Source organism: Sphingomonas sp. M1-B02 (genome assembly GCF_026167525.1).
Classification (GTDB): Bacteria; Pseudomonadota; Alphaproteobacteria; order Sphingomonadales; family Sphingomonadaceae; genus Sphingomonas.
Genome location: NZ_CP110679.1, coordinates 486,824 through 510,410, shown reverse-complemented (window position 1 = coordinate 510,410; position 23,587 = coordinate 486,824). Strand labels below are relative to the sequence as shown.

Sequence of the window (23,587 nt, the reverse complement as noted above, 5' to 3'; positions counted from 1 at the left end):
AAACTCCTAAAACGCTGCGCGTCAGATGCGCGTGACGGTGGATCCCGCTTCAGGCTCGGAGATGAAGCCGACCTTCGCGAAACCAGCCATCTGCATCGTGTAGATCGTGCCGCCGATGCAGCGGTACGGGGTGTTCACGTCGCCACGGATATGAACCTCGGGCAATTCGAGCCCGGGCGCATTCTCGCCGCCCTGACGGGCGATCTCGGCGCGCAGCTTGGCCACGCCACGATCGAGCAATTCGGCGGAGCTGACCTGAGTCATGCCCCAATAAACCTGGCATTTGCCGCCCGCACCCGTGATCGAGAGCGCCACATTTTCGGGCTTGGTCGTCGTCGGTTCGAACTGCACCTTGGGCAGCGCGAGATCGACCGACTGGATCACCACCGGAACGGCGATCAGGAAGATGATCAGAAGCACCAGCATCACGTCCACCAGCGGAGTGGTGTTGATGTCGGACATCGGTGCGTCGTCTACGGTATCGCCTACGCTCATCGCCATTGGGCGTTATCCTATCCTTCGTATCGTTCCACCAACGCCATATGGCTGGTGGCAAGGTGGCCGCGCGCGCCGCGCGCGGCCAATTCCCTCAAGACTTACGCGCGGGTCTGAACGCCGCCGGTCTGGCCGGCAGTCGTGGTCGGCGCGGCCGGCTTGACCGGTGCCGCAGCCTTCGTCGTCACTGCCGGGCGAACGCGGCCGTCCGAAGCGAGATAGCCGAGCACGTCGTTCGAGAAGGCGTTCAGATTCTCCGAGATCGCCTTGTTGCGGCGCTGCAGGAAGTTGTACGCCAGCACGGCCGGAACCGCGACGACCAGGCCGAGCGCGGTCATGATCAGTGCTTCACCGACCGGGCCTGCAACGGCGTCGATCGAAGCCTGACCGGCCGAACCGATCTTGATCAGTGCGCGGTAGATGCCGACCACGGTGCCGAACAGGCCGATGAACGGTGCAGTCGCGCCGGTCGTCGCCAGGAAGGCGAGGCCGCCGCCCAGTGCCGAGTTGATGGTCGCTTCCGAACGCGCGAGCGAGCCGTGCAGCCAGTCATGCGCCTCCATCGGATCGGTCAGTTGCTTATACTGGTCCTGCGCCTGGATGCCGTCGTCGACGATCTGGCGATAGGCCGAGTTCTTCTCGAGCTTGGCAGCACCTTCGCGGAGGCTGTTCGCGCTCCAGAAGGTCGAGCGCATGCGCTTATACTGGTTGATGATCTTCTGTTGCTCGAAGAGCTTCGTGAAGAGAATGTAGAGCGATACGAAGAGCATCAGCACCAGAATGCCGAACACGGTCTGGGCGATGAGACCGCCCTCGCGCAGTGCAGCTTCGAGGCCATAAGGGTTTTCGCCTGCGGGTGCCCCGGCAGCGAGAATGGTCGTGAGCATTGTCGTTTCTTTCCTCTGTATAAGTTGCTGGCGGTACCGGCGATCAAGCCGGCGGGCCGGTCACTTTGGAATTTGCCATTTCACGCGACGGGACGATGAAGAACGAATGGGATTTCCAGCCTGGTCGAGCGCCGGGGAATAACGACCCTTGCGCGTAAGCGCCCGGCAGGCAGCCTGATCGAGAGCCGGATGGCCGCTCGAAGAAGTCACCCGGCAGTTTTCCACGCGCCCCTGCGTGTTGATGTCCCACGCGATTCCCGTCGTTCCCTCTTCCTCGTTACGAAGCGAGGAGGCCGGATAGTCGTCGGTCGTCACCCAGTCCGCGGGATTGCCACGGGCACCAGCGGCCTTGTTGATCACCGGAGCCGGCGGTGCCGGCGGCGCGACGGGCGCAGGCGGAGCCGGAGGTGAGATAGGCGGCGCCGGCGGGATGATCGGCGTGGTATACATTGGCGGGGACGGCGTCACCGTCTGGACGATCGCCGGGGGCGATACGACCTGCGTCGGCGGCGGCGGCACTGGCGTGTCGGGCGGCGGCGGCGGCGGTGGGACTTCCTCGGGCGGGGGCGGCGGCTCTTCGACCTCGAAGGTCTTCAGCTCTTCCGCCTTCTTCTTGATATACTGGTAAGCCAAACCCGTGACGAAGGCATATCCCATGCCTGCCACGATGATTGCGACCAGGACGATCGCAACGATCCGACTGCCACTTGCATTACGGTCAGCGTAAGCCATTCGGCAACGTCACTCCTCTAATCCTATGCGACCCTGCGCGGAAGCTGTACCAACGCACAAGTCCGACCGCCGTTCGCTGTCTTGCGTCCGTTCGGCAGAGCGCGAGTCTCTATCGCGGCGATAGGGGCTACGCAAACGCTTTGTCGGACAAACCGGGCCTACCGGCGCTTGGTGACCGAATTATTTCTGTTTAAGAAGCCGGTGATCCGGTATCGCGGCGTGATGATCCGTATCTCAGCACTGGCGTTTTATTGCGCGATGTCCTTAACCGCGCCGTCGTTCGCAGCAGCGAAACCCGCGCAAAACCAAGCTCCCGCGGCGGTGGGCCTGCCCAGCTATGCGGTCGTGGCCCCCCAAGTGATCGGTGCCCCGCTCATCGTCGACGCGCGAATCCGAAGCGCAGTCAGGATCAAGGGCGCAGAGGCCGCAGACGTGGCTCCGGACCGGGCACGCTTCTATATCGAGGCCGATGTTCTCGCCCTGATTCGCGGTGCGACGGCGGTGCCGCCGCGAATCGGCTACGTCGCGGATGTGCCGCTCGGGGAGCGCGGGCGCGCGCCAAAGCTCAAGAAGCAACGCGTGCTGTTGTTCGCGCGTCCGGTGGCCAGCCGGCCGGATCAGGTGCAGCTCACCGGCCTTGACAGCCAGCGCATCCATAGCCCCGAACTGGATATGCTGGTTCGCGGGGTCACCCGCGAGGTCCTCGCAGCCGAGGCGCCACCGGCGATCACGCGGGTAGGCAACGCCTTCCATGTGCCGGGCACGCTGCCCGGCGAGGGCGAAACCCAGATTTTCTTGCAGACCGAGAATAATCAGCCGGTCTCGCTTCAGATTCTCCGCCGCCCCGGCGAGCAGCCGCGATGGTCCGTATCATTGGGAGACATCGTCGATGATTCGGCAAGACCGCCGCTGCCCGATACCTTGCTCTGGTATCGGCTGGCCTGTGGCCTCCCCAGCGAATTGCCCGCCGGCAGCATCGAATCGGACGAGGGCACGAACGCGGCGATCGCTCGCGAGGATTATGCGTTCGTCCTGCGCGCGCTGGGGCCCTGCGTCTGAGGAGCCTCAGCCCCGGTGGCGCACCATCGTGATCCCGATCGATTCGCCGCCTTCCGATATTGCCAGCTTGACGATCCGCACCTCCACTCTCCGCACGCGCGCATCGGAGACAAACAGCGTGTCGCAGACATGCTCGGCCACTGCCTCGATCAGGGTGAAATGTGTGTCCCGCGGCAGCGCCGTGGTCGCAGCATGCTTCAGGTCGATATAGCTTTTCGAGGCGCCGAGCGGCGTGTCGGGATCGAATCGCTCGGGCATGTCGATGTCCGCGGTCACCGAGATGCGCAGCGGCTGCGGCAAATGCGTTTCTTCGGAGTAGATGCCGGTCAGGACTTCGACTTCCAGGTCGTGGACCTGAAGCTGGAGGAGATCGCGCAAACGCATGCCTTTCGTGAATTTGCGCCGCGCATAGCAGAAGGTGTCGCGGGAGGAAGCCTCGCATCATCATCAGGTCTTGCGTCATGATGTGCGGGCGTTAAAGCGCGCGACCCCCTGGTGGGGGTCCGAACTGAAGGAATGCCCGTGATTGCCTTGGTTCCGCTTGCAAGCATTGCTCCTCCAGCGATCGATTCCCTGCTCGATCGGGCATTCGGGCTCGATCGCCGCGGCCGCACTGCCTACCGGATCCGTGCCGGAATTTCCGCCCTCGACGAGCTCAGCTTTGCGGCGCTCGGCAAGGAAGGTGAGCTATTGGGCACCATCCAGTGCTGGCCGGTCGAACTGGCATGCGACAACGGCAAGGCCTTCCCGCTCGTGATGGTGGGTCCCGTCGCGGTCGAACCCGATCGGCAACAGGAGGGTATCGGCCGCGCGCTGATGGATCGCATGCTCGACGCGGTTCCCGGCTGCAGCTCCAGAGGGTGCGATTCGCTGATGCTCGTCGGCGATCCCGAATATTATGGCCGCTTTTTCGGCTTCACTGCGGAGCGTACCGCCGAGTGGCGCCTCCCCGGCCCGTTCGAGTCGCATCGCCTGCTCGCTCGGGGGCCGCGTGTGCCCGATTGCGCCGGGCTACTCGGACCTCGTTCCCCGCGGACGGCGTAACCGTTCCCCGCTCGCGCCGAACGGTCTAAGGAAGCCCATGCCCGCCCCGCCCCCGCCCGATTTCGCCAACCTCTCGCTGACTGAGATCGCGCGCCTGGCGGAGGAAAATCGCCTGCCGCCCGTCGAGAGCTGGAATCCCGATCATTGCGGGAATAGTGACATGCGCATTGCGCGCGACGGCACCTGGTTTCACCAGGGCTCACCGATCGGTCGCCCGGCAATGGTGCGTCTCTTCTCGACGATTCTCCGTCGCGAGCCGGATGGGCGTTTCGTGCTGGTGACCCCGGTCGAAAAGCTGGACATCGACGTCGAGGATGCACCGTTTACCGCAGTCGAGCTGAAGGCGGAGGGCAGCGGCGAATCGACCAAACTCGCCTTCCGGCTCAACACCAGCGACATCGTCACCGCTGGGCCAACGAACCCATTGCGCTTCGACGACCAGGAAGACGGTCCGCGCCCTTACCTGATGGTGCGTAGAGGGCTCGAGGCGCTAGTGACGCGGTCTGTATATTACGAACTTGCTTCGATGGCATTGGGCAACGGCACCCAACCGGCGGGCGTGTGGAGCAACGGCGCATTCTTCGCGCTGGAGCCGGGCGCATGAGTCTCGCCGATCGGCTGCGCGCCGCCCTGGAGGCCCCGCATGCGGAGGCCCCGATCCTGCTTCCGAGCGACGATTACCTCATCGATCCCCAGGTTGCCGGCCGCGAGGCGGCGGTGCTGGTCGCGATCACCGATCGTGCGGAGCCCGGAATTATCCTGACCACGCGGACCGAGACACTGCGCAGCCATGCCGGACAAGTCGCGTTTCCGGGCGGGCGGATCGATCCGGACGATGACGGCCCCGTCGGCGCGGCGCTGCGCGAAGCCGAGGAGGAAATCGCGCTCTCCGCCGGAAAGGTCTGGGTGATAGGTGTCGCCGATCGCTATCGCACGGTCACCGGCTTCGATGTCACTCCGGTTGTCGGCGTCGTACCGCCCGATCTGCCGCTGGTACCCGCCGAGGCGGAAGTCGCCGACGTATTCGAGGTTCCGCTCTCCTTTCTGTTCGACCCCGCCAATCATGTGCAACGCGTCGCCGAGCATCTTGGTCGGGAGCGACGTTATTATGAGATCCTGTGGAGAGAGCGCCGGATCTGGGGCGCCACCGCAGCCATGCTGATCAACCTTTCGAGGCGGATGCGATGGGAAATCTGATGCTGCCGGATGCCGATTGGCGTCATCGTGCAGGGCTCGACCGGCTGGTCGAGGTGTTGGGAGACGTCCGGTTCGTCGGGGGCTGCGTACGCGACACCCTGCTGCAGATCCCGGTGTCCGACATCGACATCGCCACGCCGCTGCCTCCCGAGGATGTCCTCGACCTGCTCGGAAGCGCGGGTATCCGTGCCGTGCCCACCGGCCTCGCGCACGGCACGATCACCGCGGTGATCGAGAGCGGCCCGGTCGAAGTCACGACGCTGCGCCGCGACGTGTCGACCGACGGCCGCCACGCCACGGTGGCCTTCACCGACGATTGGCGTGCGGATGCCGCGCGGCGCGACTTCACGATGAACGCGCTCTACGCCGATCCGCGCACGGGGGAAATGTTCGACTATTTCGGCGGGCGGGCCGATCTCGATGCGCGCCACGTCCGCTTCATCGGCGATCCGCTGCAGCGCATCGCCGAGGATCATTTGCGCATCCTCCGCTTCTTCCGCTTCCTCGCGCGCTTCGGCGACCAGCCCGATGCCGAGGGACTTGCGGCCTGCGCAGCACGGGCGAACGACCTCATGGCCTTGTCGCGCGAACGGATTGCCGACGAGCTGCTCAAGCTCCTGGTCGCAAAGGACGCCGTCCGCGTCGTCGATCTGATGGTCGATCGAGGCATCTTCCAACCGGTGCTGCCCGAAATCGAGCAATCAGGCGTCGAGCGACTGGGTCAGCTCTCCCGGCATGAGGCGTCGGCAGGAATCGAGACCGACGCCGTCCGCCGGCTCGCGGCGCTGCTCCCCGCAGACGCACAGACGGCGGAGACGATCGGCGCGCGGCTCAAGCTATCGAAGGCGCAGCGCAAGCGACTCGTGGTCGCGGCGGGCGCGCTAGCCGACCTGCCGAAGGCCATGGCGTATCGTATCGGCACCGAAGGCGCGGTCGATATGCTGCTTCTGGCTGGCCGGCCGGCTGACGCCAGGCTCGTGTCGGACTGGCCCCTGCCCCGCCTGCCGATCGGGGGGGGCGCGCTGGTCGCACGCGGGCTTTCAAAGGGTCCGGACGTCGCGCGCCTACTTCGCCAGATCGAGGATCGCTGGATTGCAGAGGACTTTCCCGATGCGGCGCGCGTCGAGCAACTGGCCGACAGCCTGGTGGCTCAGGCGCTCAGCAACGCGTAGGCATCGGCCTCGGCCAGCGGGCGGGCGTAGAGATAGCCCTGGCCATAGGAGCAGCCCAGCGCCGCCAGCGTCTGCGCCAGTTCGTTGGTCTCGATGCCTTCGGCCGTCGTCTGCATGCCCAGCGCCTGCGCGAGGCTGAGGATCGCGCGGACGATCGCGACCTTGTCGCGATCCGCCAGCATTCCCGAGACGAAGCTTCGGTCGATCTTGAGGATGTCGATAGGCAGTTTCTGGAGATAGGCCAGGTTGGAATAGCCGGTGCCGAAATCGTCCATCGCGAGCGTGGTGCCCATGTCCTTGAGCGCTATCATCGTTCGAGTGATCCGATCGGGGTCGCTGACGATCGCGCTCTCGGTGAGCTCAAGTGTGATCCTTTTGCCCGAAACGTTGTGCCGGGCGAGCGCCGCCTCGACCATTTCGGGAATGCTGTCGCGTTGCAGCTGGATTGCGGAGAGATTGACCGCAACCTTCACGCCACAGTCGCCGCCGGCCGCGCGGTCCCATTCCGCAATTGCCCTGGCGGCTTCCTCCATCGCCCAGCGGCCGAGCGGGATGATAAGTCCCGATTCCTCGGCGACCGGAATGAATTCGTCCGGCGAGAGCTTGACACCGTCCTCGGTCGTCCAGCGCGCCAGCGCCTCGAAGGAAGTGATCTTGCCGGTTCCCAGATCGCAGATCGGCTGGTAGCTCAGCGTCATCTTGCCGTTCTCGATCGCGCGGCGCAGTTCGGTCTCGATGCTGAACTGTTCGCGAGCGATGTCGAAGGCGCGCGCCTGATAGATTTCGGTACGGCCGCTCTTCTTCGCGCGCTTCACCGCAAACTGCGCGTGACGGATCAGATCTTCCGGATCGCCCGAATCGTCGATGCCCATCGCAATACCGATCGAGCAATCGACCCTGATCTCGAACGCAGAGAGACGGAACGGCGTGGTCAGCGCCGCTTCGATACGCTTGGCTACCTGGAGCGCGTCGGCGAGCCCTTCGTCGAGCGTCAACAGCACGCCGAACTCGTCGCCGCCCATCCGCGCCAATATGTCGCGTCCGCGCAGCGCGCCCTTCAGGCGCCGGGCGACGGAGATCAGCACCTCATCGCCCGCCAGCCCGCCCATGCAGGCATTGACGCGGCTGAATCGATCGAGATTGATTACCAGCACCGCAAAGCGCGCCGACTCACCCGGGGCGATCGCATTTTCGAGCTGGTCGCTGAACCCGGCGCGATTTGGCAGGCCGGTTAGACTGTCGGTCGCCATCTCGCGGCGCAGACTATGCTCGGTGCGCAGCTCGGCGGTAAGGTCGACCAGCGTCACCAGGCAGCTGCGCGCCCCCCGGTCCGAGGCGCGCCGGGCGAACAGCACGCGGAAATAGCGGCAGTCGACTTCCTCGCCAAACTGCCAGCTGATCTCGCAATGGGTTTCGTCGGACTCCAGAAAGCGGCGCAGGCGGGTGCCGAGCAGGCGGATCAACGGCGATTCCTGCGCCACCGTGCCCAGCCCGGCCGTGCGGAACGGCTTGTTGAGCGCGCCGAACCGAAACTTGCCTCCCTCGAGAAAGACGGTCGCCGCGGGCACCGGCAGCAGATCGAGCATCATCGCCGTATCGAGCGGGCCGACGGCAAGCGCGTCCGGCACCTTCGGAGCGGTCTCCGCGGGCTGGTGGGGGGCAGGCTTGATGCGTCCAAACGCCATTGCCTTCATCCCCTAGAGGGAATTGGTTAAATCGGGCTGAAGCGCGGGATCCGGACTAGAAGCGGTTGTCGCGTGGGAAACCGGTCGGCGGCATTCGCCCCGCCGCGCCCCGCGCCGCGCGCCACGGCGAGAGATCGGTCTCGGTCCGCGTCCGCCCGCTCTCGCCGCCCATCGCCCAGCTCAGCCCATCGGCCATGCGGAAGCTGATCGCATCCGAAAGCCCGCCGTCGCGGTAGCGCTGGAGCTGCACCCCCTGCCCCCGCGCCAGCTCGGCGACTTCGGTGATCGGGAATACCAGCATCTTTCGATTGTCGCCGATCGCCGCGATCGTATCGTCCTCGGTGCCGACGCGTCGAACGATCTTGAGCCGGGCGCCCGCGCGTGGAGTCACCACTTGCTTGCCCTTGCGGGTTTCCGCGATCACGTCAGACACGTTGACGATGAAGCCACGCCCGTCGCTCGCCGCGAGCAGCAGCTTCTGGCTCGCCACCGCCGGCATCAAGGCGACGATGGTCCGCTCGCCCTCCAGGTCGATCATCAGCCGCACGGGCTCGCCAAAGCCGCGCCCGCCGGGCAACTTGTCGCCGCCCAGCGTGTAGAAACGGCCATTGTCGGCGGCGAGCAGGATCTTGTCGGTGGTCTGGGCGTGAAAGGCGTAGAGCGGGCCGTCGCCTTCCTTGAACTTCAGGGTCTCCGCAGACGCGAGCTCGACATGCCCCTTCATCGCCCGGATCCATCCGCGCTGCGACAGGATAACGGTGATCGGCTCGCGCTCGATCATCGCCTCGAGCGGAATCTCGCGGGTCGGCCCGGCTTCGGTGATCGCAGTGCGACGTGCGCCCAGCGGCGTATCCTGACCGTAGCGAACGAGCAGCTTGCCGAGATCGCGCTTCATCCGCGTGCGCTGGCGCGCGTCGGACGAGAGCAAGAGCTCGAGCTCGCCTTTCTCTTTCTCCAGCGCTGCCTGCTCTTTCCGAAGCTCCATCTCCTCGAGCCGGCGCAGCGAGCGGAGCCGCATGTTTAGGATCGCTTCGGCCTGGCGATCGGTCAGCTCGAACTCCGCCATCATGATCGGCTTCGGCTCATCCTCGGTGCGGATGATCTCGATGACCCGATCGAGGTTGAGGAAGGCGGTGATATAGCCCGCGACGATCTCGAGCCGGTCGCCGATCTTGTCGAGTCGATGCTGCGACTTGCGCTGGAGGACGATGAACTGGTGCGCGAGCCACTGGGTCAGCGCCTCGTGCAGGCTCATCACCCGCGGCGTGTGCAGCGCATCGAGTACGTTGAGGTTGAGCGGAACGCGGATTTCGAGGTCCGACAGCCGGTACAGGCTGTTCATCAGATCCTCGGCGCTCACCGTGCGGCTGCGCGGCTCGAGGATGATGCGCAAATCGTCGGCGGATTCGTCGCGGACGTCGCCGAGGATCGGGAGCTTCTTGTCGTTGATCAGCTCGGCGATCGCCTCGATCAGCTTGCCCTTCTGGACGCCGTAGGGGATCTCGGTAACGAGCAGGTGCCAGCCGCCGCCCTTCTCGGTCACCTTCTCGATCTTCGCACGGACACGAAAGCTGCCGCGGCCGGTCACATAGGATTCGCGGATCGCGGCGGGGCTGTCGACGACGACGCCGCCGGTCGGGAAATCGGGCCCGCTGACATAGTCTAGCACGTCCGCTTGCGGCTGATCGATCAGCGCGACCGCGGCGTTGATCAATTCCGCGGCGTTGTGCGGGGGGATCGAGGTCGCCATCCCCACCGCGATGCCGGCGGCGCCATTGGCGAGCAGATTGGGGAACAGGCCCGGGAACAGCTCGGGCTCTTCCTCCTCTCCATTATAGGTCAGGCGGAAATCGGTGGCATTCTCGTCGAGCCCGTCCATCAGGTCGATTGCGACCTGGGTCAGCCGGGCTTCGGTATAGCGATAGGCGGCGGCATTATCGCCGTCGATATTGCCGAAATTGCCCTGCCCGTCGACCAGCGGATAGCGCAGCGCAAAGGTCTGCGCGAGGCGGACCATCGCGTCATAGACAGACTGATCGCCGTGCGGATGATATTTGCCGATGACGTCGCCGACGACGCGCGCGCATTTCTTGTAGCCCGAGGCAGGATCGAGCCGCAGCAGCCGCATCGCCCAGAGCAAGCGGCGATGCACCGGCTTCAACCCGTCGCGCACATCGGGCAGCGAGCGCGCGGTGATCGTCGACATCGCATAGACGAGATAGCGCTCGGACAGCGCGGTATCGAACGGAACGTCGGACTGGCCGGCGGGATCGGGCGTTTCGGTGTCGAGGGTCATATCGGGAACGCGATAGCAGGCGGGCCGGCATGGGAAAAGCGCGGCGAATTATGCAGAATGCCGCGGTGCGTCCAACCTGTCCGTAGCCGAAGCGCTATCCAGCCGCTCGAGCCTGCCGCGTCGTTTTGCGATGTTCTTATAGTCCCATTGGATCGTCCGCGAAGCCGCCAGCCATCGGTGCAGAAGGTCCGAGTCCACCGCATCGACGCTCGCATAGTTCGCCTCCGCCGCCTGGAACTTGCCTTCGGGCGCAAGGCCTGGCTCGTCGAACGATCGACCGCTCCAGAACAAGAGCTGCACCCGCCCCTTGCGCACCAATAGCCGACGATCGGATTGCCGCTGAGGAACCACACCGGGCCGCCGTGCCAGAGCCTGGCGCTTGCTTCAGGAAGTCCCCGCGCAATCTCGTCCGCAAGTCGCTCGCAGATATGTCGCCATTCCGGAGCCTGTGCCTCGTGATACGCGCGAATGGCCTCTTCCATGCGCCTAGACCAGGGCTTCGAGCCGGACATATCCGGCCTCCATGCCATGCTCCATACCGGTGGCGAGCATGGCCGCCCGCGTCTCGGCGTCGGGCAGGGTCATCAGCATCGTCATCAACGTCCCCGTGCCGCTGGCCTCGAACGTGGTGACGATATGATTGTCGGGCGTGGGATCGGGCAGGTGCATCCGCTCGACATGCTCGATCCGACTGAACGGCGTGAGTTCGATGAATTCGCCGGTGAGCTGGAAGCGATGACCGTCGCCATTCGCCCATTCGTAGCGGATTTCCCCGCCCGGCCGGGCATCGTTGATGCACAGGGGCATCGTCCACCCGTCTGGCCCGAGCATCCATTTCTGGATCAGCTCCGGTTCGATATGCGCCCGATAGACCGCCTCCGGCGCCGCCGCGAACTGGCGGGTCACGATAACATTGGTCTCACCGTCGGTCTTGATCTCGAGTTTCGACATGGCTCGTCCTTTCTCAATCGTTGCGCGGGCTCCCCGACAGGGCATCGAGTCGATCATAATTCATCTCCAGCCCCTCGCGGAGCTGTGTCAGCCATGCGTCGATCGCGTCGAGTGCGCCGGGCACGAGCCGACACGGCCGCTTCGTGCCGTCGATACGCCGCACGATGAGACCGGCGCCTTCGAGCACCTTGAGGTGCCGCGACACCGCAGGCTGCGACATCGCGAAGGGCCGGGCGATGTCCATCACCGTGGCCTCACCCAAAGCGAGCTGGGCAAGGATCGCGCGTCGTGTCGGGTCCGCGAGGGCGCCGAAGGTCGAGTCCAGATTCAAACTACATAACCTCGTTATATAAGCTATGCGCTATATAACCAGGTCGGTCAAGTGTAGGGCTGGCTTTACGCCTGTCGCCATCCTGCCGCCATCGGAGCCGCCCATCAAAATGGAATAATAAGGCAGGATGCCACATTTTGGCCATGGTTACGGCTATTTTACGGCTTTACTTTGTCCCTGCGTCGTGATGGGATGACGGCTCCTACTGCTGGAGACTTGCCCATGCGCCGCATCCTAGCGCTTGCCACCGCCGCGACCCTGGCCGCCTGTTCGGCGGAAAATCCGGATACCACGCAGCCCGGCCAATCGGTTGCGGAGGGCGTCCCGAACGACGCGCTCGCCGCCGACATCGCCCGGAGCGCCGTGCCCGCCGATCCCCGATCGAAGCTTCCGACGACGCTGCCGCAACTCAGCTATGCCTACACACTGTCTTATCTGGTCCCCGGCGATAAGATCGCCACCGCGCAAGACGCGCACCGCGAACTGTGCGCGGAAATGGGGCCGTCACGCTGCCAGCTCGTCGGGCTCGAGCGCGGCGTGGGCAGCGACCGGTCCAATGCAGCCTCGCTCAAGCTGCGTGTCGCCACCAGCGAAGCCCACCGCTTTCAGGTCCTGCTGGATCACAGCGTCAACGCGGCTGGCGGCCGCGCCGAAAACGCCACGATTGCCACCGACGAAGTCTCCAAGCAGATCGTCGATACCGAGGCCCGCGTTCGCCAGCGCGAACTGCTCGTCGCGCGGCACACCGAAATGCTTCGCAAGCGCGGCGGCACGCCCGCCGATCTGCTCGACGCAGAACGCAGCATCGCTCAGGCGCAGGGAGAGCTGGAACAGGGCCGGAGCTGGCTCGCCGAGCTAAGGGGCCGCGTCGCAATGTCCGACTTCCAGATCCGTTATGCCGCGATCGCGCCATCGGCCGGTCAGATCGGCGCACAGCTTGGCGAATCGCTCTCCGGCTCGGCCGCGGTATTCCTGATCGGCCTGCGCTTCCTGCTCTCGCTGCTGATCTATCTCCTCCCCTGGGGGCTGCTCGCCGCGATTCCCGTCGTCGCTTTCCGCGCCCTGCGCAGACGGCGCGCCAGCGAAGCGTGATTGCACGGCACCACGCCGTGCTTTATAGGCCCGAACCTTCCAGCGCCCCGGCAGTCGTACGGTCCCATCCCGTGCCGCCGGGGCCACGCTTTTCAGGGGTATAGGCCGACATGGCACGCCGCCGTCAGATCTACGAAGGCAAGGCCAAGATTCTCTATGAGGGTCCGGAGCCCGGCACGCTTATCCAATATTTCAAGGACGATGCGACCGCGTTCAACGCCCAGAAGAAGGGCACGATCAGCGGCAAGGGCGTGCTCAACAACCGGATTTCCGAGCATATCTTCACGCTGCTCGGCCATATCGGCATCCCCACGCACTTCATACGCCGCCTCAACATGCGCGAACAACTCATTCGCCAGGTCGAGATCATTCCGATCGAAGTCGTATGCCGCAATGTCGTTGCCGGCAGCTTGGCGAAGCGACTGGGGATCGAAGAGGGTGGCCCCCTGCCCCGCACGATCATCGAATATTATTTCAAGGACGATGCGCTCGGCGATCCGATGGTCACCGACGAGCATATCCTGGCGTTTGGCTGGGCGACGCAGGAGGAACTGCACGACATGGCCGACATGGCCATCCGCGTGAACGACTTCCTTTCGGGCCTGTTTGCCGGAGTCGGCATCCGGCTGATCGACTTCAAGCTCGAATTCGGCCGGATCTGGGATAATGATTTCGCACGCGTGATCCTTGCCGACGAGATCAGCCCGGACGGGTGCCGGCTCTGGGATATCGCCACGGACGAGAAGCTCGACAAGGATCGCTTCCGTCGCGACCTGGGCGGTGAAGTCGAGGCATATCAGGAAGTTGCGCGGCGACTTGGATTGTTGCCGGAAGGTGCCGATTCGGCGGTCCTCGACCTCGAAAGCCATCGGAAGCGCCGGGGGAAGTAAGTCCCCGACGCTGCGTTGGAAGCATCCTAAAAAGCGCGATTTTTGCACTCGGGTTAAACAGCTTCTTAACCACGGCCGCTTTATTCCCAAGCCAACTTCCGGGCTGGGGGAATTTCCGATGCGTTCGTTCCGTAACTTCGTGGTGCTTTCAGGCGCCGTTCTGCTCGCCGCATGCGGCGGCGATACCGCACCGCAGACTGTCGGCAGCGTCGCGCCCCCGGCAGGCGGATCACCAGGCTCCGGCGGCGGCGTCGGCACCGGCGGCGGCACGACCACGCCGACGCCGACCCCGGCGAATTTCCTCGATGTGACGAGCGCCGCCACCTTCGACGCGATCGGCGGCTTCCAGGCGCTCGACCGCAAGACGGATGCCACGACAGGCGCGGTTGCGACGCTCTACACCGGCAATGCAGCCACCGTCGGCGCCCCCAGCGGCACGATCAGCTATGATCCGCGCGACGGCGTGTTCACGCTCAAGGTCGCCGACACCAAGGCAAACGTTTCGCGTGACCTGCGCTTCCAGGATCCCGCCCATCGCACTGAATATAGCAGCGCCGGCTTTGCCGCGCGCCAGTTGCCGAACCTGTCCGGGTTCAATTATCTCGAAGTCTTCGACGGCACGTCGAACCCCGTCTTCTTCTATCAGCGCCCGGGCACCCAGACGACCTATGTCTCGCTGGGGGGATATTCGCGCACCGCCGAAGACGTGACTGCCGGCACGTTCAACGCCGAACGCGGCGTTTTCGTCTTTGGCCAGAAGACCGCGATCGCGCAGGTCCCGGCGGCAGGCTCGGGCACCTATGAAGGCGGGATGCTCGCCTCGATGGTCAACGATCCCAGCGGCGGCAATGCCTCCTATCTCCAGTGGATCAACGGCACGAGCAAGATCGACATCAATTTCGCGACGGGCAAGGTCGATATGGCGCTTGCCGGCACGGTCGGACCTGCCTTTGCCCAAGGCGGCGGCGCCGTGGACCCGACCCGGTTGGCGGTCGGGAACGGCTCGACCTTCCGCGCGAACGGCACCGCGCAGGTCGATCTGATCCGCAGCGGTGGCTTTGCAGGCGTGTTCCGCCAGAATGTCGCCGCAAGCCCCGGCGTGGCGGCGCAGCAGAATGTCGGCTTCACGGATGCCGCAGGTACCTTCCTGGGCGTCGACTTCGCAAGCGTCTCGCAGGGTCTGCCCACGGCGGGCGCAAGCTCGATCGACGGCGCCTTCTTCGGCCCCGGCGCGATCAATGTCGGCGGCAATTTCCGTATCATCGGCGGTGTGCCCAACCAGCGCATCGACATCCAGGGCGCGTTCACCGGCGCGAAGAAGTAAGCGCCGGCCACCACCGGAACAGCGCCATGCGTATCCCGATGCTTGCCGCTGCCCTGCTCCTCACCGGGCTGGGCGCGCCCGCTCATGCGCAGGTCACCCGGCAGTGCGTCGACGATATATGCGAGCTTCGCCTGACGCCGGACCAGTTGGTCGCGGCGGCGGAAAAACTGGTGGGGATGCGGCGTTTCGACGAGGCCAAGCCGCTGATCGAGGCGCTGCGGCAGGCACCGGGCTATGCGCTGCAGACGCGCTTCCTGAGCGGCTTTATCGCCGCCGAGCAAGGCGATTTCGCCCGCGCCGCCGACCAATATAAGGCGATCCTGGCCGACGACCCCAACCAGACCCGCGTCCGGCTCGAACTGGGCAAGGCGATGATGGCGCTGGGCAAGCCGCAAAGCGCCGACAAGCAGTTTCGCCTGGCAGGGCAGGACGGCGATCTGCCGCCCGAACTCGCCAAGGCTATCCGCGGCGTCAGATCGGTGATCCGGCAGCAGCGCGCCTGGCGGCTCGACGTGGATTTCGGGATCGCACCCGACAGCAATATCAACAATGCAACCGCCGTGGATCAGGTGACGATCAATCTCGGCGGCTATACCCTCCCCGTGACGCTCAACGACGGCGCCAGGGCGCGATCGGGCACGGGCCAGACCGCCAGCGTCTCGGCGGGGCTGCGGCTCCCCGTCGGGGGCAATTTCTCGATGCTGCTCGACGTCGACAGCAATGGCACCAACTATGCCGGCGCGGCCTATGACGATTATCAGGGCCAGATCGCCGCGGGCCCCGAGCTGCGGCTCTCGCAGAGTGCGAGCATCTTCGCCGAAGGCGTGGTCGCGCAGCGCTGGTTCGGTGGCAGCCTCGCCAGCCGCCAGTTCGGGATCAAGGCGGGCGGCCAGGCCGCCATCGGCATGCGTGACCGCGCCGGTCTCCAGCTTGACGCGCGGCGCACCGATGCCCGCTTCGGCGACGAATATGACGGCTGGCAGGTGGGCCTCTACGGCAGCTACGAACATGCCCTCTCGCAATCGCTGGTCGGATCGGCAGGCTTCATCGCCCGGCGCGACTGGCTGCGCGAGGCGGCATTCTCCAGCACGGAGCTGGGCCTGACCGCCGGCGTCGGCGGCGAATTGCCGCTGGGCATCAACTTCAGCCTGAGCGGCAGCGTGAGCCGTGCGCATTACGATGCGCCGATCCAGCTATTTTCGCCCGATCCACGCAGCGACTGGCGCTTCGCCACGCGTGCGACGCTGGGCAATCGCGGCATCCGCCTGTTCGGCTTCTCCCCCGAAATCAGCCTCTCTTACCTTCGCAACCGGTCCAACATCGACTTCTACAGCACCGAGCGCGTTCGCGTGCGGATGGCGCTCGCCCGCTATTTCTGATTGCGGCGCGCGGCGCGGCGCGGCATAGGCGCGGGCCATGAAGCTTCGCATCATCGTGACCTTGAAGAACGGCGTGCTCGACCCGCAGGGCAAGGCCATCCAGCATGCGCTCGGGGGTCTCGGTTTCGAGGGCGTCCACGACGTCCGCGCCGGCAAGATCTTCGAGCTCGACGTGGCCGACGGCACCAGCGACGCCGCGGTCGACGAGATGTGCCGCAAGCTGCTCGCCAACACCGTCATCGAAAATTATCGAGTCGAGCCTGCATGAAGACGGCGGTCATCGTCTTTCCGGGTTCCAACTGCGATCGCGACATCGCCGTCGCGCTGGAAGCGGTGACGGGCGCGCGACCCGAAATGGTCTGGCACGGCGACAGCACGCTTCCCACCGGTCTGGGCATGATCGCCTTGCCGGGCGGCTTCTCGTATGGCGACTATCTGCGCTGCGGCGCGATCGCGGCGCGTTCGCCGATCGTGCGCGCCGTGATCGACGCGGCGGGACGCGGCGTGCCGGTAGCGGGAATCTGCAACGGCTTCCAGATCCTGACCGAGACCGGGCTGCTCCCAGGCGCGCTGATGCGCAACGCCAATCTCGATTTCGTATGCCGCGACGTGGCGTTGCAGGTGGACAATAGCCAGTCGATCTTTACCTCCGCCTATCGATCGGGCGAGACGATCTCGATCCCCGTCGCGCATCATGACGGCAATTATTTCGCCGATGCCAAGACGCTAGACCGGCTCGAAGGCGAAAGCCGGATCGCGTTCCGATATGCCGAGGAAGTCAACGGATCGGCGCGCAACATCGCCGGGCTGCTCAACGAGTCCGGAAATGTGATCGGCATGATGCCGCACCCCGAGCGCCGCATCGAAGCCGCCCATGGCGGCACCGACGGCCTACGCTTCTTCGAGGGGCTCCTCCAGGCCGTCGGCTGAGACGCCGAACAGCGATGTCCTGCGCGCCAGGATCAGGATCACGGTCGGCCAGAGCATCCCGTTCCAGATATCCTTCCAGCTCCCCCACAAGTCGAACGACGGCGCCTGCATGAAATTGTCGCGCAGGTCGAGCAGTTCGCCGATCAGCGCCACGCCGAGCCCAGCGCACCAGGGCTTCCAGCTGCGCAGCGGCCAACGGAACAGCAAGGCGGGGCCGAACAGGACCAGCAGCACGAAATGCACGTGCAACGCATCCTTCGCGAGCCCGAGATTGTCGATGAACACCATCTTGAGGTCTTGAAAGGGACCCACCGTCAGACCTTCGTCGCGAACGGGCTAAAATCGGTACCTTCGTCAAACACGTCCACGCCTTCACGCCTCTTCAGAAAACCAACCAGCATATAGGTGACCGGCGTCAGCAAAACTTCCCACGCTACCTTCAGCGCCCATTGCGTGAACATCACCTGGACCACAAGGTCGGTCGTCCAGCCTTCCGCACCCAGAAATGCAAGCGGATAGAAGATCAGGCTGTCGATCCCCTGCCCCGCCACTGTCGATCCGATCGTGCGGCTCCACAGCATCCGCCCCTGCGTCCACAGCTTCATCCGGGCCAGCACATAGGAATTGACGAACTCGCCCGCCCAGAATGCGCAGACCGACGCCAGCACGATCCGCGGCACCTGGCCGAAGATCGTCGCATATGCGGACTGGTTGCCCCAGCTCGGCGCCGGCGGCAGCAGGACGACCACCCAGGCCATTAAGGCCATGAACAGCACCGCGACGGTACCCGCCCAGATCACCCGGCGGGCGCGGGCATAGCCATAGACCTCGGTCAGCACGTCGCCGATGACGTAGGAGAGCGGGAAGAACAGGATGCCCGCGCCGAACGGCCAATATTGCTCCCAAAAGGGCAGCCAGATCTGCGAGACCTTGCCCGCCCCCAGCACATTGGAGAGCAAGAGGATCGCCACGAAGGCCGCCATCACGAAATCGTAATAGCGCAGTTGCCCACCCGCGATCGCGCGCGCGGAAACCTGCTCGGGAATGGCTGCCCCCTCGTTCATCCGCTTTTTATGATGCCGGTTCCGTCGCGGCGCAATCCGCGCTAACCGCATTCGGCGCGCGCCCGTAGCTCAGCTGGATAGAGCACATGCCTTCTAAGCCTGTGGTCGCTGGTTCGAATCCAGCCGGGCGCGCCACCCACACTCAAGCACTTGATATCATTGTACTATCCTATGGAGTTAGCGCCGAATCCGCGCAGTTCTGCGGTCTTTTAGCGCTCGTCAGCGACCGCGTGGGCGGAGACCGGATTTCGTGCGAGGCTCATTGAAGGCATTCGCCTGCGCGTCTCTCGACGGCATTTTCGTGGCCACGGGGCTAATCGTTCAAGCGAGCCCGAGATGTTTTCGTTGATCGCTCCAGGCGATCGGGATGCCGGGCAACTTCAGCAGCCGACGGCTGGTCAGGGAAGCGGGATGGTTACCATCGAGGATGGCAGCCGTGATGTCGGGCGCGAGATATGCGAGCCGCGCGAGCCGCTCGAGGTGGCGATCCCCGCGTCGCGTCGGCTCTGCAAACAGCTCTCCGCGCGCCTGATGAGCCTTGGCAAGCAGGGTGGCCAGTCTGGGATCAGCGGATGGTTGGCCTTGGGCCTTGCTTGTGATGACGAGCCGTGCGCCGCGGTTTCGCCAAGTGATGTCGAGGGCCACAACGATGCGTGGGCCGTCGCTGGGTGCCGCCGGAGCTTCGTGATCCAATGTAGCTAGCAGCGCGTCGCGCGCCACGCTCGCGTCAATGCGGCCCGCATGAACTGTGATAGAAAAGTCCAACCGCTCCAGGAGCGAACGAGCCCAGCTTCGTGAGTCTGGCCCAACCTGCAACGCGAGCTCGGCGGCGGCCGCGAGCCTTTTGCGCACCGTTGCAGTGTCACCACCTTCACACAGCCCGTTCGATTTTACCTCGTTTAGCAGGAGGCTATGAATTGACGCGCGAACCGCCGCGTCGAGCGCTCTTGCCGGGACCCTGGTGATTGGTTCTGATGGTCCATGCAGACCGCGATCGATATCCTTGCTGATGCTCGACACATAATAGTGGTACCGCCGCCCCTGCTTCACGGTGAACGACGGCGACATTGGCCGGTCGGCAGAATCGCGGATCATACCGGTTAGCAACGCGGTGCTACCGCCGATGGTGGCGTTGCGGCGCTCGGCGGCGGAGGCAGCCAATTTGGCCTGGACTGCCTCCCACAGATCCAGCTGAACGATGGCCTCATGCTGACCGTCATGCAGCTTCTCCTTATGACGCAGCTTGCCGAGGTAGATCGGGTTCGAGAGCAGCCAGTAAAGTGCACCTCGCGAGAACGGACCACCGCCGCGCGGACCCGCCTTTCCGTACTGGCGCTTGGTGCGAACGCCCTGCTCATCGAGCGCCGCTTTCAGAGAGCGCACGGAGGGCAGTTCCAGGTAGGAACGGAAGATGTGCAAGATCGTGGCGACCTCTGCCGGGTTAGGAAGCAGCTTCCGATCGCATACATCATAGCCCAGCGGGACATTGCCCCCCATCCAGATGCCTCGCGCCTTAGACTGCGCCACCTTGTCGCGCACGCGCTCGGCAATGACCTCCCGCTCGAACTGCGCGAACGACAGCAGAACATTGAGCGTAAGCCGCCCCATGCTGGTGGTCGTATTGAACGCCTGCGTCACGCTTACGAACGAGGAGCCAGCGGCATCCAGCACATCTACGATCCGCGCAAAGTCCGACAGAGCTCGGGTCAGGCGGTCAACCTTGTAGACGACGATGACATCGACCTTCCCGCTGCGCACGTCGGCAAGCAGCCGGACGAGGCCTGGACGTTCCAGCGTACCGCCAGAGAAGCCACCATCGTCATATGCTTCGGGCGAGAGAACCCAGCCTTCAGCCTTCTGGCTCTTCACATAGGCTTCACATGCCTCACGCTGGGCATCGAGGCTGTTGAACGCCATGTCCAGGCCTTCCTCGGTCGACTTGCGCGTGTAGATCGCGCAGCGCAGCCTCTTCATGACCGAGTCCCGAAGAAGCGTGGGCCAGACCACCGTGCGCCGGTTATCTCGCGCGCGATGGCCGAGAGAGACGTCCACGTCCGCCCAGCGTAGAAAAACCTACCATCCGGCTCGACGCTCACGCGATGGGTCCGCCCGCCCCACTCGCGCAACAGCTGAGTTCCAGTGCCAAGTGTAGTGCCGCAGACCTTCTTGGCCTGATTGCCGTCGGCATTTGCTACGACCAGTTCCCGAAGCCGACGTTCGAGGCGTTTGTCCGGCCCGCCGAACAGGGCCAGCTGCGCTTGATGCGCGAGGTCGCGCGCAAGCAGGCTCGGCGTGACTGCCGGAGCGGGTGCGCGATGCACCCGCTCCCATTCCGCAATCAACTCCGCTGCAGACATCGCAACAATCGCCGCAACGCGATCCGCTCGGCCGCTCACGCCTCGATCCGGTAAATCGTGACGCTTCCCTGCTGGGCGCGCACGATCGCATGGCCCTTTTTTCGAAGGCCGGTGAGCGCTGCACGCACCGTATGCGGCAGCCAGCCTAGACTGCTGCCCAGCTCCTCTATGCTCGCTCCCGCGGGAGCATTGAGCATTGCAACGAGCCACTCGATCTTGGTTGGCGCGCGGGGCGTGACGGGCTGTTCTGACGGCGCAGCTGTCCGCTTAGATGAGCCTGTACGTTTCGTGATCATCGGTGATTTCCTCTGTCGGGACTTGGCGGCATGCCGGTCCCACCACCTAGAGCCCCGCTGGTGATCAGCCGGGGCCCGACCCGCCGAAGATCAGCGCGAGCCGTGCGTTACCAATGCTCTGTTGCGCCCCGCAGTCCAGTGCAATGTCTGCTTCGCGTCCCAATTCCGGCCACTGATGACGGTAAACGTGGCGCCCGTTAGCAACCATTCACCGTTCTCGCGCGGGGGCGGTCAATCACCCGGGCCTCAGCCGACGGAGCGATGACTCGGACACCATTCTCCCCTGCCGACAACAGAGTCCATTCACGCTAATAATTTAGGCTCCAGCCGATGAAGCCCGCCATCCACGCGACCCATAAGAAGCCGATCAGAGCAAGCGCTACGACGAAGCTGCGTGCACGCGCAGCCCAATTCAGCTTCGCCCGCAATGCGAGCCATGCGTTTACAAGCCCCAGGATCGCCCCGAGCAGCGGCACGATCGCAGCGACTTGCAGGAACCGGATAAAGCTATCCAGCCCGCCATTGTAATAGCTCACGTCGGTCCGCAAAATTGGCGCGAGCACGCTGTACCAAGCGAGGAGATAGATCAGGTTCGCAACCACTGCGATCCGCGTGAGACGGCGGACCCGGGCCTCACAGCCAGTGGCAAGCGGCCCAAGCCGCCGGCTGTATCGCACCCACGCCGCGATCGGCCAAGTGATCGCGGCGCACAGCAGGACCAGCAAGGAGAGGCCGGTGACAAGCTGGAAAACAACCCCGCTGCGGCTTGTTGGCGCCGCCTGTAGGATCGCCACGGGATTGCGGCTGTCGACGATGGCGGGACGTCCACCTGATTGGACGGCGAGCAATTGTCGCGTGCCGGCGACTTCGCGCCAGAGGCCCGGCGCAATTTCCCGGAAGCGCTCGCCTGGTACCCAGGACGCGCTGATCGTGCCATCCTCGTGCGCGACGATTTGGTCCTGTTGCAGTAAGTAGAACAGGCTGATGAAGCCTGTCTCGACGCGCCGCGAACTCTCATAACTACCGGCGATGGCGCCCGCGTCGCCCGTCGCAGTGGCGATCGCAGGTGGCGTGACCGGCACAGGTGCCGCGAAATAGCGATCGAGGAAGAGCTGGAACAGCCGCTCGCGCGCGCCGTAGACTGCGTCATTCTCGCCTCTGCTGTTGAAGCTGACGAAAATGCCAACGCCCTCCTCGGGAAGGAGGTTCAGGTCGCTATGGAAGACCACCGTATCGCCACCATGTCCCAGGACGATGCGACCGTTGCGCTTTCCGCGGAAAAAGCCATGAGCGAGGGTGTCGAATCCCGCCGGCGCTCTCAGCGACGGCGAATGCATCAGGCGCGCCGTCTCGGGCCGCAGGATGCGGGCGTCGCCAAAGCGACCGTCCTGCAGGTGAGCAAGCATGAAATTGGCCATGTCTGCCGCGGTCGCGGAAATCTGTCCGGCGGGAGCGGTGCCCACGAGCTCGAACGGGCTCGGCGGCGTCTCGCTGGTACGATACCCCTTGGCTGCGGTCTCGGCGAATGCCGGGGGAAGCGGTTGGCGCGCCGTCGTCGAGCGCATGCTCAGCGGTGCGAGGATGTGCCGCTCCACATAGGCCTCGTAGGATTCCCCTGAGACACGCTGGACGATGTACCCGGCAAGGGCGGTGCCGTAGTTTGAATAGGCCGGCACCTCTCCCGGCGCGAACATGAAGGGACGCATATTCTCCTTCAGATAGCGCTCGTTCGTTTTCAGAAACTTCGGATCGGTAGCCATGACGTCCTTCAGCCCCTCTTCGAAGCCCCCGCGGTGCGTCATCAGATCGGCCATCGTCACAGGTCGATCGCCCCGGGGCGAAATCCTGAAATCGAGATAGCGGTTCACGTCGGCGTCGAGATCAATCTTTCCCGCTTCCACCAACTGCATCACCGCCGTCCACACGAACAGCTTCGAAGTGGAGCCGATCCGCATCTGATGGCGATCCGGATCCATCGGAGTTTCTGCCGCTACGTCCGCATAGCCGTAGCCCCGCTTGAACAGTACCTCGCCGTCGTCGACGACCACGACCTGCGCAGCCGCGATCTTTCCCTGTTCGAGCGTGGCGGCCATGAAACCGTCGAGCCAAGCGCCAAGATCGGTCGCCGTGAGCGCATGCTGGCCGGAGGCGCGCGGAGCAGCCGCTACCGCTGCCGGACGGGGCCCCTGCTGGGCAACGGCCGCCGCTGCGAGCGACAGGACCCCAAGCAGGGCGAGCAACAATCTGCGACCGGTCAATTTTGTTCTCCAGCACGAACATCCGGATGGAAGCGTCGCCACCGAGCCGGTTTATAGAGAACAAATATTCTCTTATTGATGAGCCGTCAAGATTGGCTATCTTGACCCTCCGTCCTCAAAGTATTGCGAGCCATGCCGAAGCGAAGCC

Annotated in this window: 25 protein-coding genes and 1 tRNA gene; 12 read left to right on the top strand and 14 right to left on the bottom strand. The window is 64.6% G+C overall.

The features are described from left to right. Positions 1-21: 21 nt before the first annotated feature. From OKW87_RS02505 to OKW87_RS02495, 3 genes are all read right to left on the bottom strand, one after another. The gene (locus tag OKW87_RS02505; protein ID WP_265542056.1) at positions 22-501 is read right to left on the bottom strand and encodes an ExbD/TolR family protein; all 480 of its coding nucleotides are present in this window, start codon (positions 499-501) and stop codon (positions 22-24) included. Positions 502-596: 95 nt separating this feature from the next. Beyond that, positions 597-1,382, bottom strand: coding sequence for a MotA/TolQ/ExbB proton channel family protein (locus tag OKW87_RS02500; protein ID WP_265542054.1), 786 nt, complete (start codon positions 1,380-1,382; stop codon positions 597-599). 60 nt (positions 1,383-1,442) lie between these two features. After that, a complete protein-coding gene (locus tag OKW87_RS02495; protein ID WP_265542052.1) occupies positions 1,443-2,114 on the bottom strand; it encodes an energy transducer TonB in 672 nt (223 codons plus the stop codon). 171 nt (positions 2,115-2,285) lie between these two features. Here OKW87_RS02495 and OKW87_RS02490 point away from each other — a divergent pair, with 171 nt between their 5' ends. Beyond that, positions 2,286-3,173, top strand: a complete 888-nt coding sequence (locus tag OKW87_RS02490; RefSeq protein WP_265542051.1) for a hypothetical protein — start codon at positions 2,286-2,288, stop codon at positions 3,171-3,173. A 6-nt stretch (positions 3,174-3,179) separates the two neighbouring features. Here the strand turns inward: OKW87_RS02490 and OKW87_RS02485 are convergent, their stop codons facing one another. After that, the gene (locus tag OKW87_RS02485) at positions 3,180-3,557 is read right to left on the bottom strand and encodes a dihydroneopterin aldolase (RefSeq protein ID WP_265542049.1); all 378 of its coding nucleotides are present in this window, start codon (positions 3,555-3,557) and stop codon (positions 3,180-3,182) included. Positions 3,558-3,695: 138 nt separating this feature from the next. Here OKW87_RS02485 and OKW87_RS02480 point away from each other — a divergent pair, with 138 nt between their 5' ends. The 4 genes from OKW87_RS02480 to OKW87_RS02465 are packed head-to-tail and all read left to right on the top strand — an operon-like array spanning position 3,696 to position 6,586. Next, a complete protein-coding gene (locus OKW87_RS02480) occupies positions 3,696-4,217 on the top strand; it encodes a GNAT family N-acetyltransferase (RefSeq protein ID WP_265542045.1) in 522 nt (173 codons plus the stop codon). A 37-nt stretch (positions 4,218-4,254) separates the two neighbouring features. Next, positions 4,255-4,821: a DUF1285 domain-containing protein gene (locus OKW87_RS02475; protein WP_265542044.1), complete on the top strand. Its 567-nt coding sequence runs from the start codon at positions 4,255-4,257 to the stop codon at positions 4,819-4,821. Further along, a complete protein-coding gene (locus OKW87_RS02470; RefSeq protein WP_265542042.1) occupies positions 4,818-5,414 on the top strand; it encodes a CoA pyrophosphatase in 597 nt (198 codons plus the stop codon). The genes OKW87_RS02475 and OKW87_RS02470 overlap by 4 nt, the downstream gene beginning before the upstream one ends. Continuing rightward, on the top strand, positions 5,402-6,586 hold the full coding sequence (locus tag OKW87_RS02465) for a CCA tRNA nucleotidyltransferase (RefSeq protein WP_265542041.1): 1,185 nt from the start codon (positions 5,402-5,404) through the stop codon (positions 6,584-6,586). The genes OKW87_RS02470 and OKW87_RS02465 overlap by 13 nt, the downstream gene beginning before the upstream one ends. On the opposite strand, the gene OKW87_RS02460 is transcribed toward OKW87_RS02465, so the two are convergent. The 4 genes from OKW87_RS02460 to OKW87_RS02445 form a co-directional block, all read right to left on the bottom strand. Then, positions 6,565-8,172, bottom strand: a complete 1,608-nt coding sequence (locus OKW87_RS02460) for a putative bifunctional diguanylate cyclase/phosphodiesterase (RefSeq protein WP_265543958.1) — start codon at positions 8,170-8,172, stop codon at positions 6,565-6,567. The genes OKW87_RS02465 and OKW87_RS02460 overlap by 22 nt on opposite strands. 154 nt (positions 8,173-8,326) lie before the next feature. Then, positions 8,327-10,567: a DNA topoisomerase IV subunit A gene (gene parC / locus OKW87_RS02455; protein ID WP_265542040.1), complete on the bottom strand. Its 2,241-nt coding sequence runs from the start codon at positions 10,565-10,567 to the stop codon at positions 8,327-8,329. Positions 10,568-11,053: 486 nt separating this feature from the next. Beyond that, a complete protein-coding gene (locus OKW87_RS02450) occupies positions 11,054-11,518 on the bottom strand; it encodes an SRPBCC domain-containing protein (protein ID WP_265542038.1) in 465 nt (154 codons plus the stop codon). A gap of 13 nt (positions 11,519-11,531) precedes the next feature. Further along, positions 11,532-11,849 carry an ArsR/SmtB family transcription factor gene (locus OKW87_RS02445; protein ID WP_265542036.1) on the bottom strand — a complete coding sequence of 106 codons (318 nt, stop codon included), beginning with the start codon at positions 11,847-11,849 and terminating at the stop codon, positions 11,532-11,534. A 222-nt stretch (positions 11,850-12,071) separates the two neighbouring features. Here OKW87_RS02445 and OKW87_RS02440 point away from each other — a divergent pair, with 222 nt between their 5' ends. The 6 genes from OKW87_RS02440 to purQ all read left to right on the top strand — a co-directional run bounded on the left by OKW87_RS02440 (position 12,072) and on the right by purQ (position 17,464). After that, entirely contained in the window at positions 12,072-12,941 is an 870-nt protein-coding gene (locus OKW87_RS02440; RefSeq protein WP_265542034.1) for a DUF4349 domain-containing protein, read from the top strand. 110 nt (positions 12,942-13,051) lie between these two features. After that, on the top strand, positions 13,052-13,831 hold the full coding sequence (gene purC, locus OKW87_RS02435) for a phosphoribosylaminoimidazolesuccinocarboxamide synthase (protein WP_265542032.1): 780 nt from the start codon (positions 13,052-13,054) through the stop codon (positions 13,829-13,831). 118 nt (positions 13,832-13,949) lie between these two features. Next, positions 13,950-15,155, top strand: a complete 1,206-nt coding sequence (locus OKW87_RS02430) for a hypothetical protein (RefSeq protein ID WP_265542031.1) — start codon at positions 13,950-13,952, stop codon at positions 15,153-15,155. 26 nt (positions 15,156-15,181) lie between these two features. Continuing rightward, positions 15,182-16,534, top strand: a complete 1,353-nt coding sequence (locus tag OKW87_RS02425; protein ID WP_265542029.1) for a surface lipoprotein assembly modifier — start codon at positions 15,182-15,184, stop codon at positions 16,532-16,534. 37 nt (positions 16,535-16,571) lie between these two features. Then, positions 16,572-16,802 carry a phosphoribosylformylglycinamidine synthase subunit PurS gene (gene purS / locus OKW87_RS02420; RefSeq protein ID WP_265542027.1) on the top strand — a complete coding sequence of 77 codons (231 nt, stop codon included), beginning with the start codon at positions 16,572-16,574 and terminating at the stop codon, positions 16,800-16,802. Further along, a complete protein-coding gene (purQ, locus tag OKW87_RS02415; RefSeq protein WP_265542025.1) occupies positions 16,799-17,464 on the top strand; it encodes a phosphoribosylformylglycinamidine synthase subunit PurQ in 666 nt (221 codons plus the stop codon). Before purS ends, purQ begins: the two co-directional genes overlap by 4 nt. Here purQ and OKW87_RS02410 read toward each other — a convergent pair. Beyond that, a complete protein-coding gene (locus OKW87_RS02410) occupies positions 17,426-17,776 on the bottom strand; it encodes a hypothetical protein (protein ID WP_265542023.1) in 351 nt (116 codons plus the stop codon). The two genes, purQ and OKW87_RS02410, sit on opposite strands and share 39 nt — an antisense overlap. 2 nt (positions 17,777-17,778) lie before the next feature. Next, on the bottom strand, positions 17,779-18,528 hold the full coding sequence (locus tag OKW87_RS02405) for a queuosine precursor transporter (protein ID WP_265542021.1): 750 nt from the start codon (positions 18,526-18,528) through the stop codon (positions 17,779-17,781). Positions 18,529-18,586: 58 nt separating this feature from the next. Here OKW87_RS02405 and OKW87_RS02400 point away from each other — a divergent pair. Continuing rightward, positions 18,587-18,663, top strand: a tRNA-Arg gene (locus OKW87_RS02400). A gap of 186 nt (positions 18,664-18,849) precedes the next feature. On the opposite strand, the gene OKW87_RS02395 is transcribed toward OKW87_RS02400, so the two are convergent. From OKW87_RS02395 to OKW87_RS02380, 4 genes are all read right to left on the bottom strand, one after another. Next, positions 18,850-20,502, bottom strand: a complete 1,653-nt coding sequence (locus OKW87_RS02395; protein ID WP_265542019.1) for a recombinase family protein — start codon at positions 20,500-20,502, stop codon at positions 18,850-18,852. Next, positions 20,499-20,924: a DUF2924 domain-containing protein gene (locus OKW87_RS02390; RefSeq protein ID WP_265542017.1), complete on the bottom strand. Its 426-nt coding sequence runs from the start codon at positions 20,922-20,924 to the stop codon at positions 20,499-20,501. The genes OKW87_RS02395 and OKW87_RS02390 overlap by 4 nt, the downstream gene beginning before the upstream one ends. Beyond that, positions 20,921-21,181, bottom strand: a complete 261-nt coding sequence (locus tag OKW87_RS02385; RefSeq protein WP_265542015.1) for a DUF3489 domain-containing protein — start codon at positions 21,179-21,181, stop codon at positions 20,921-20,923. Before OKW87_RS02385 ends, OKW87_RS02390 begins: the two co-directional genes overlap by 4 nt. A gap of 308 nt (positions 21,182-21,489) precedes the next feature. Beyond that, positions 21,490-23,439, bottom strand: coding sequence for a serine hydrolase domain-containing protein (locus tag OKW87_RS02380; protein WP_265542013.1), 1,950 nt, complete (start codon positions 23,437-23,439; stop codon positions 21,490-21,492). Between the last annotated feature and the right edge of the window lie 148 nt (positions 23,440-23,587).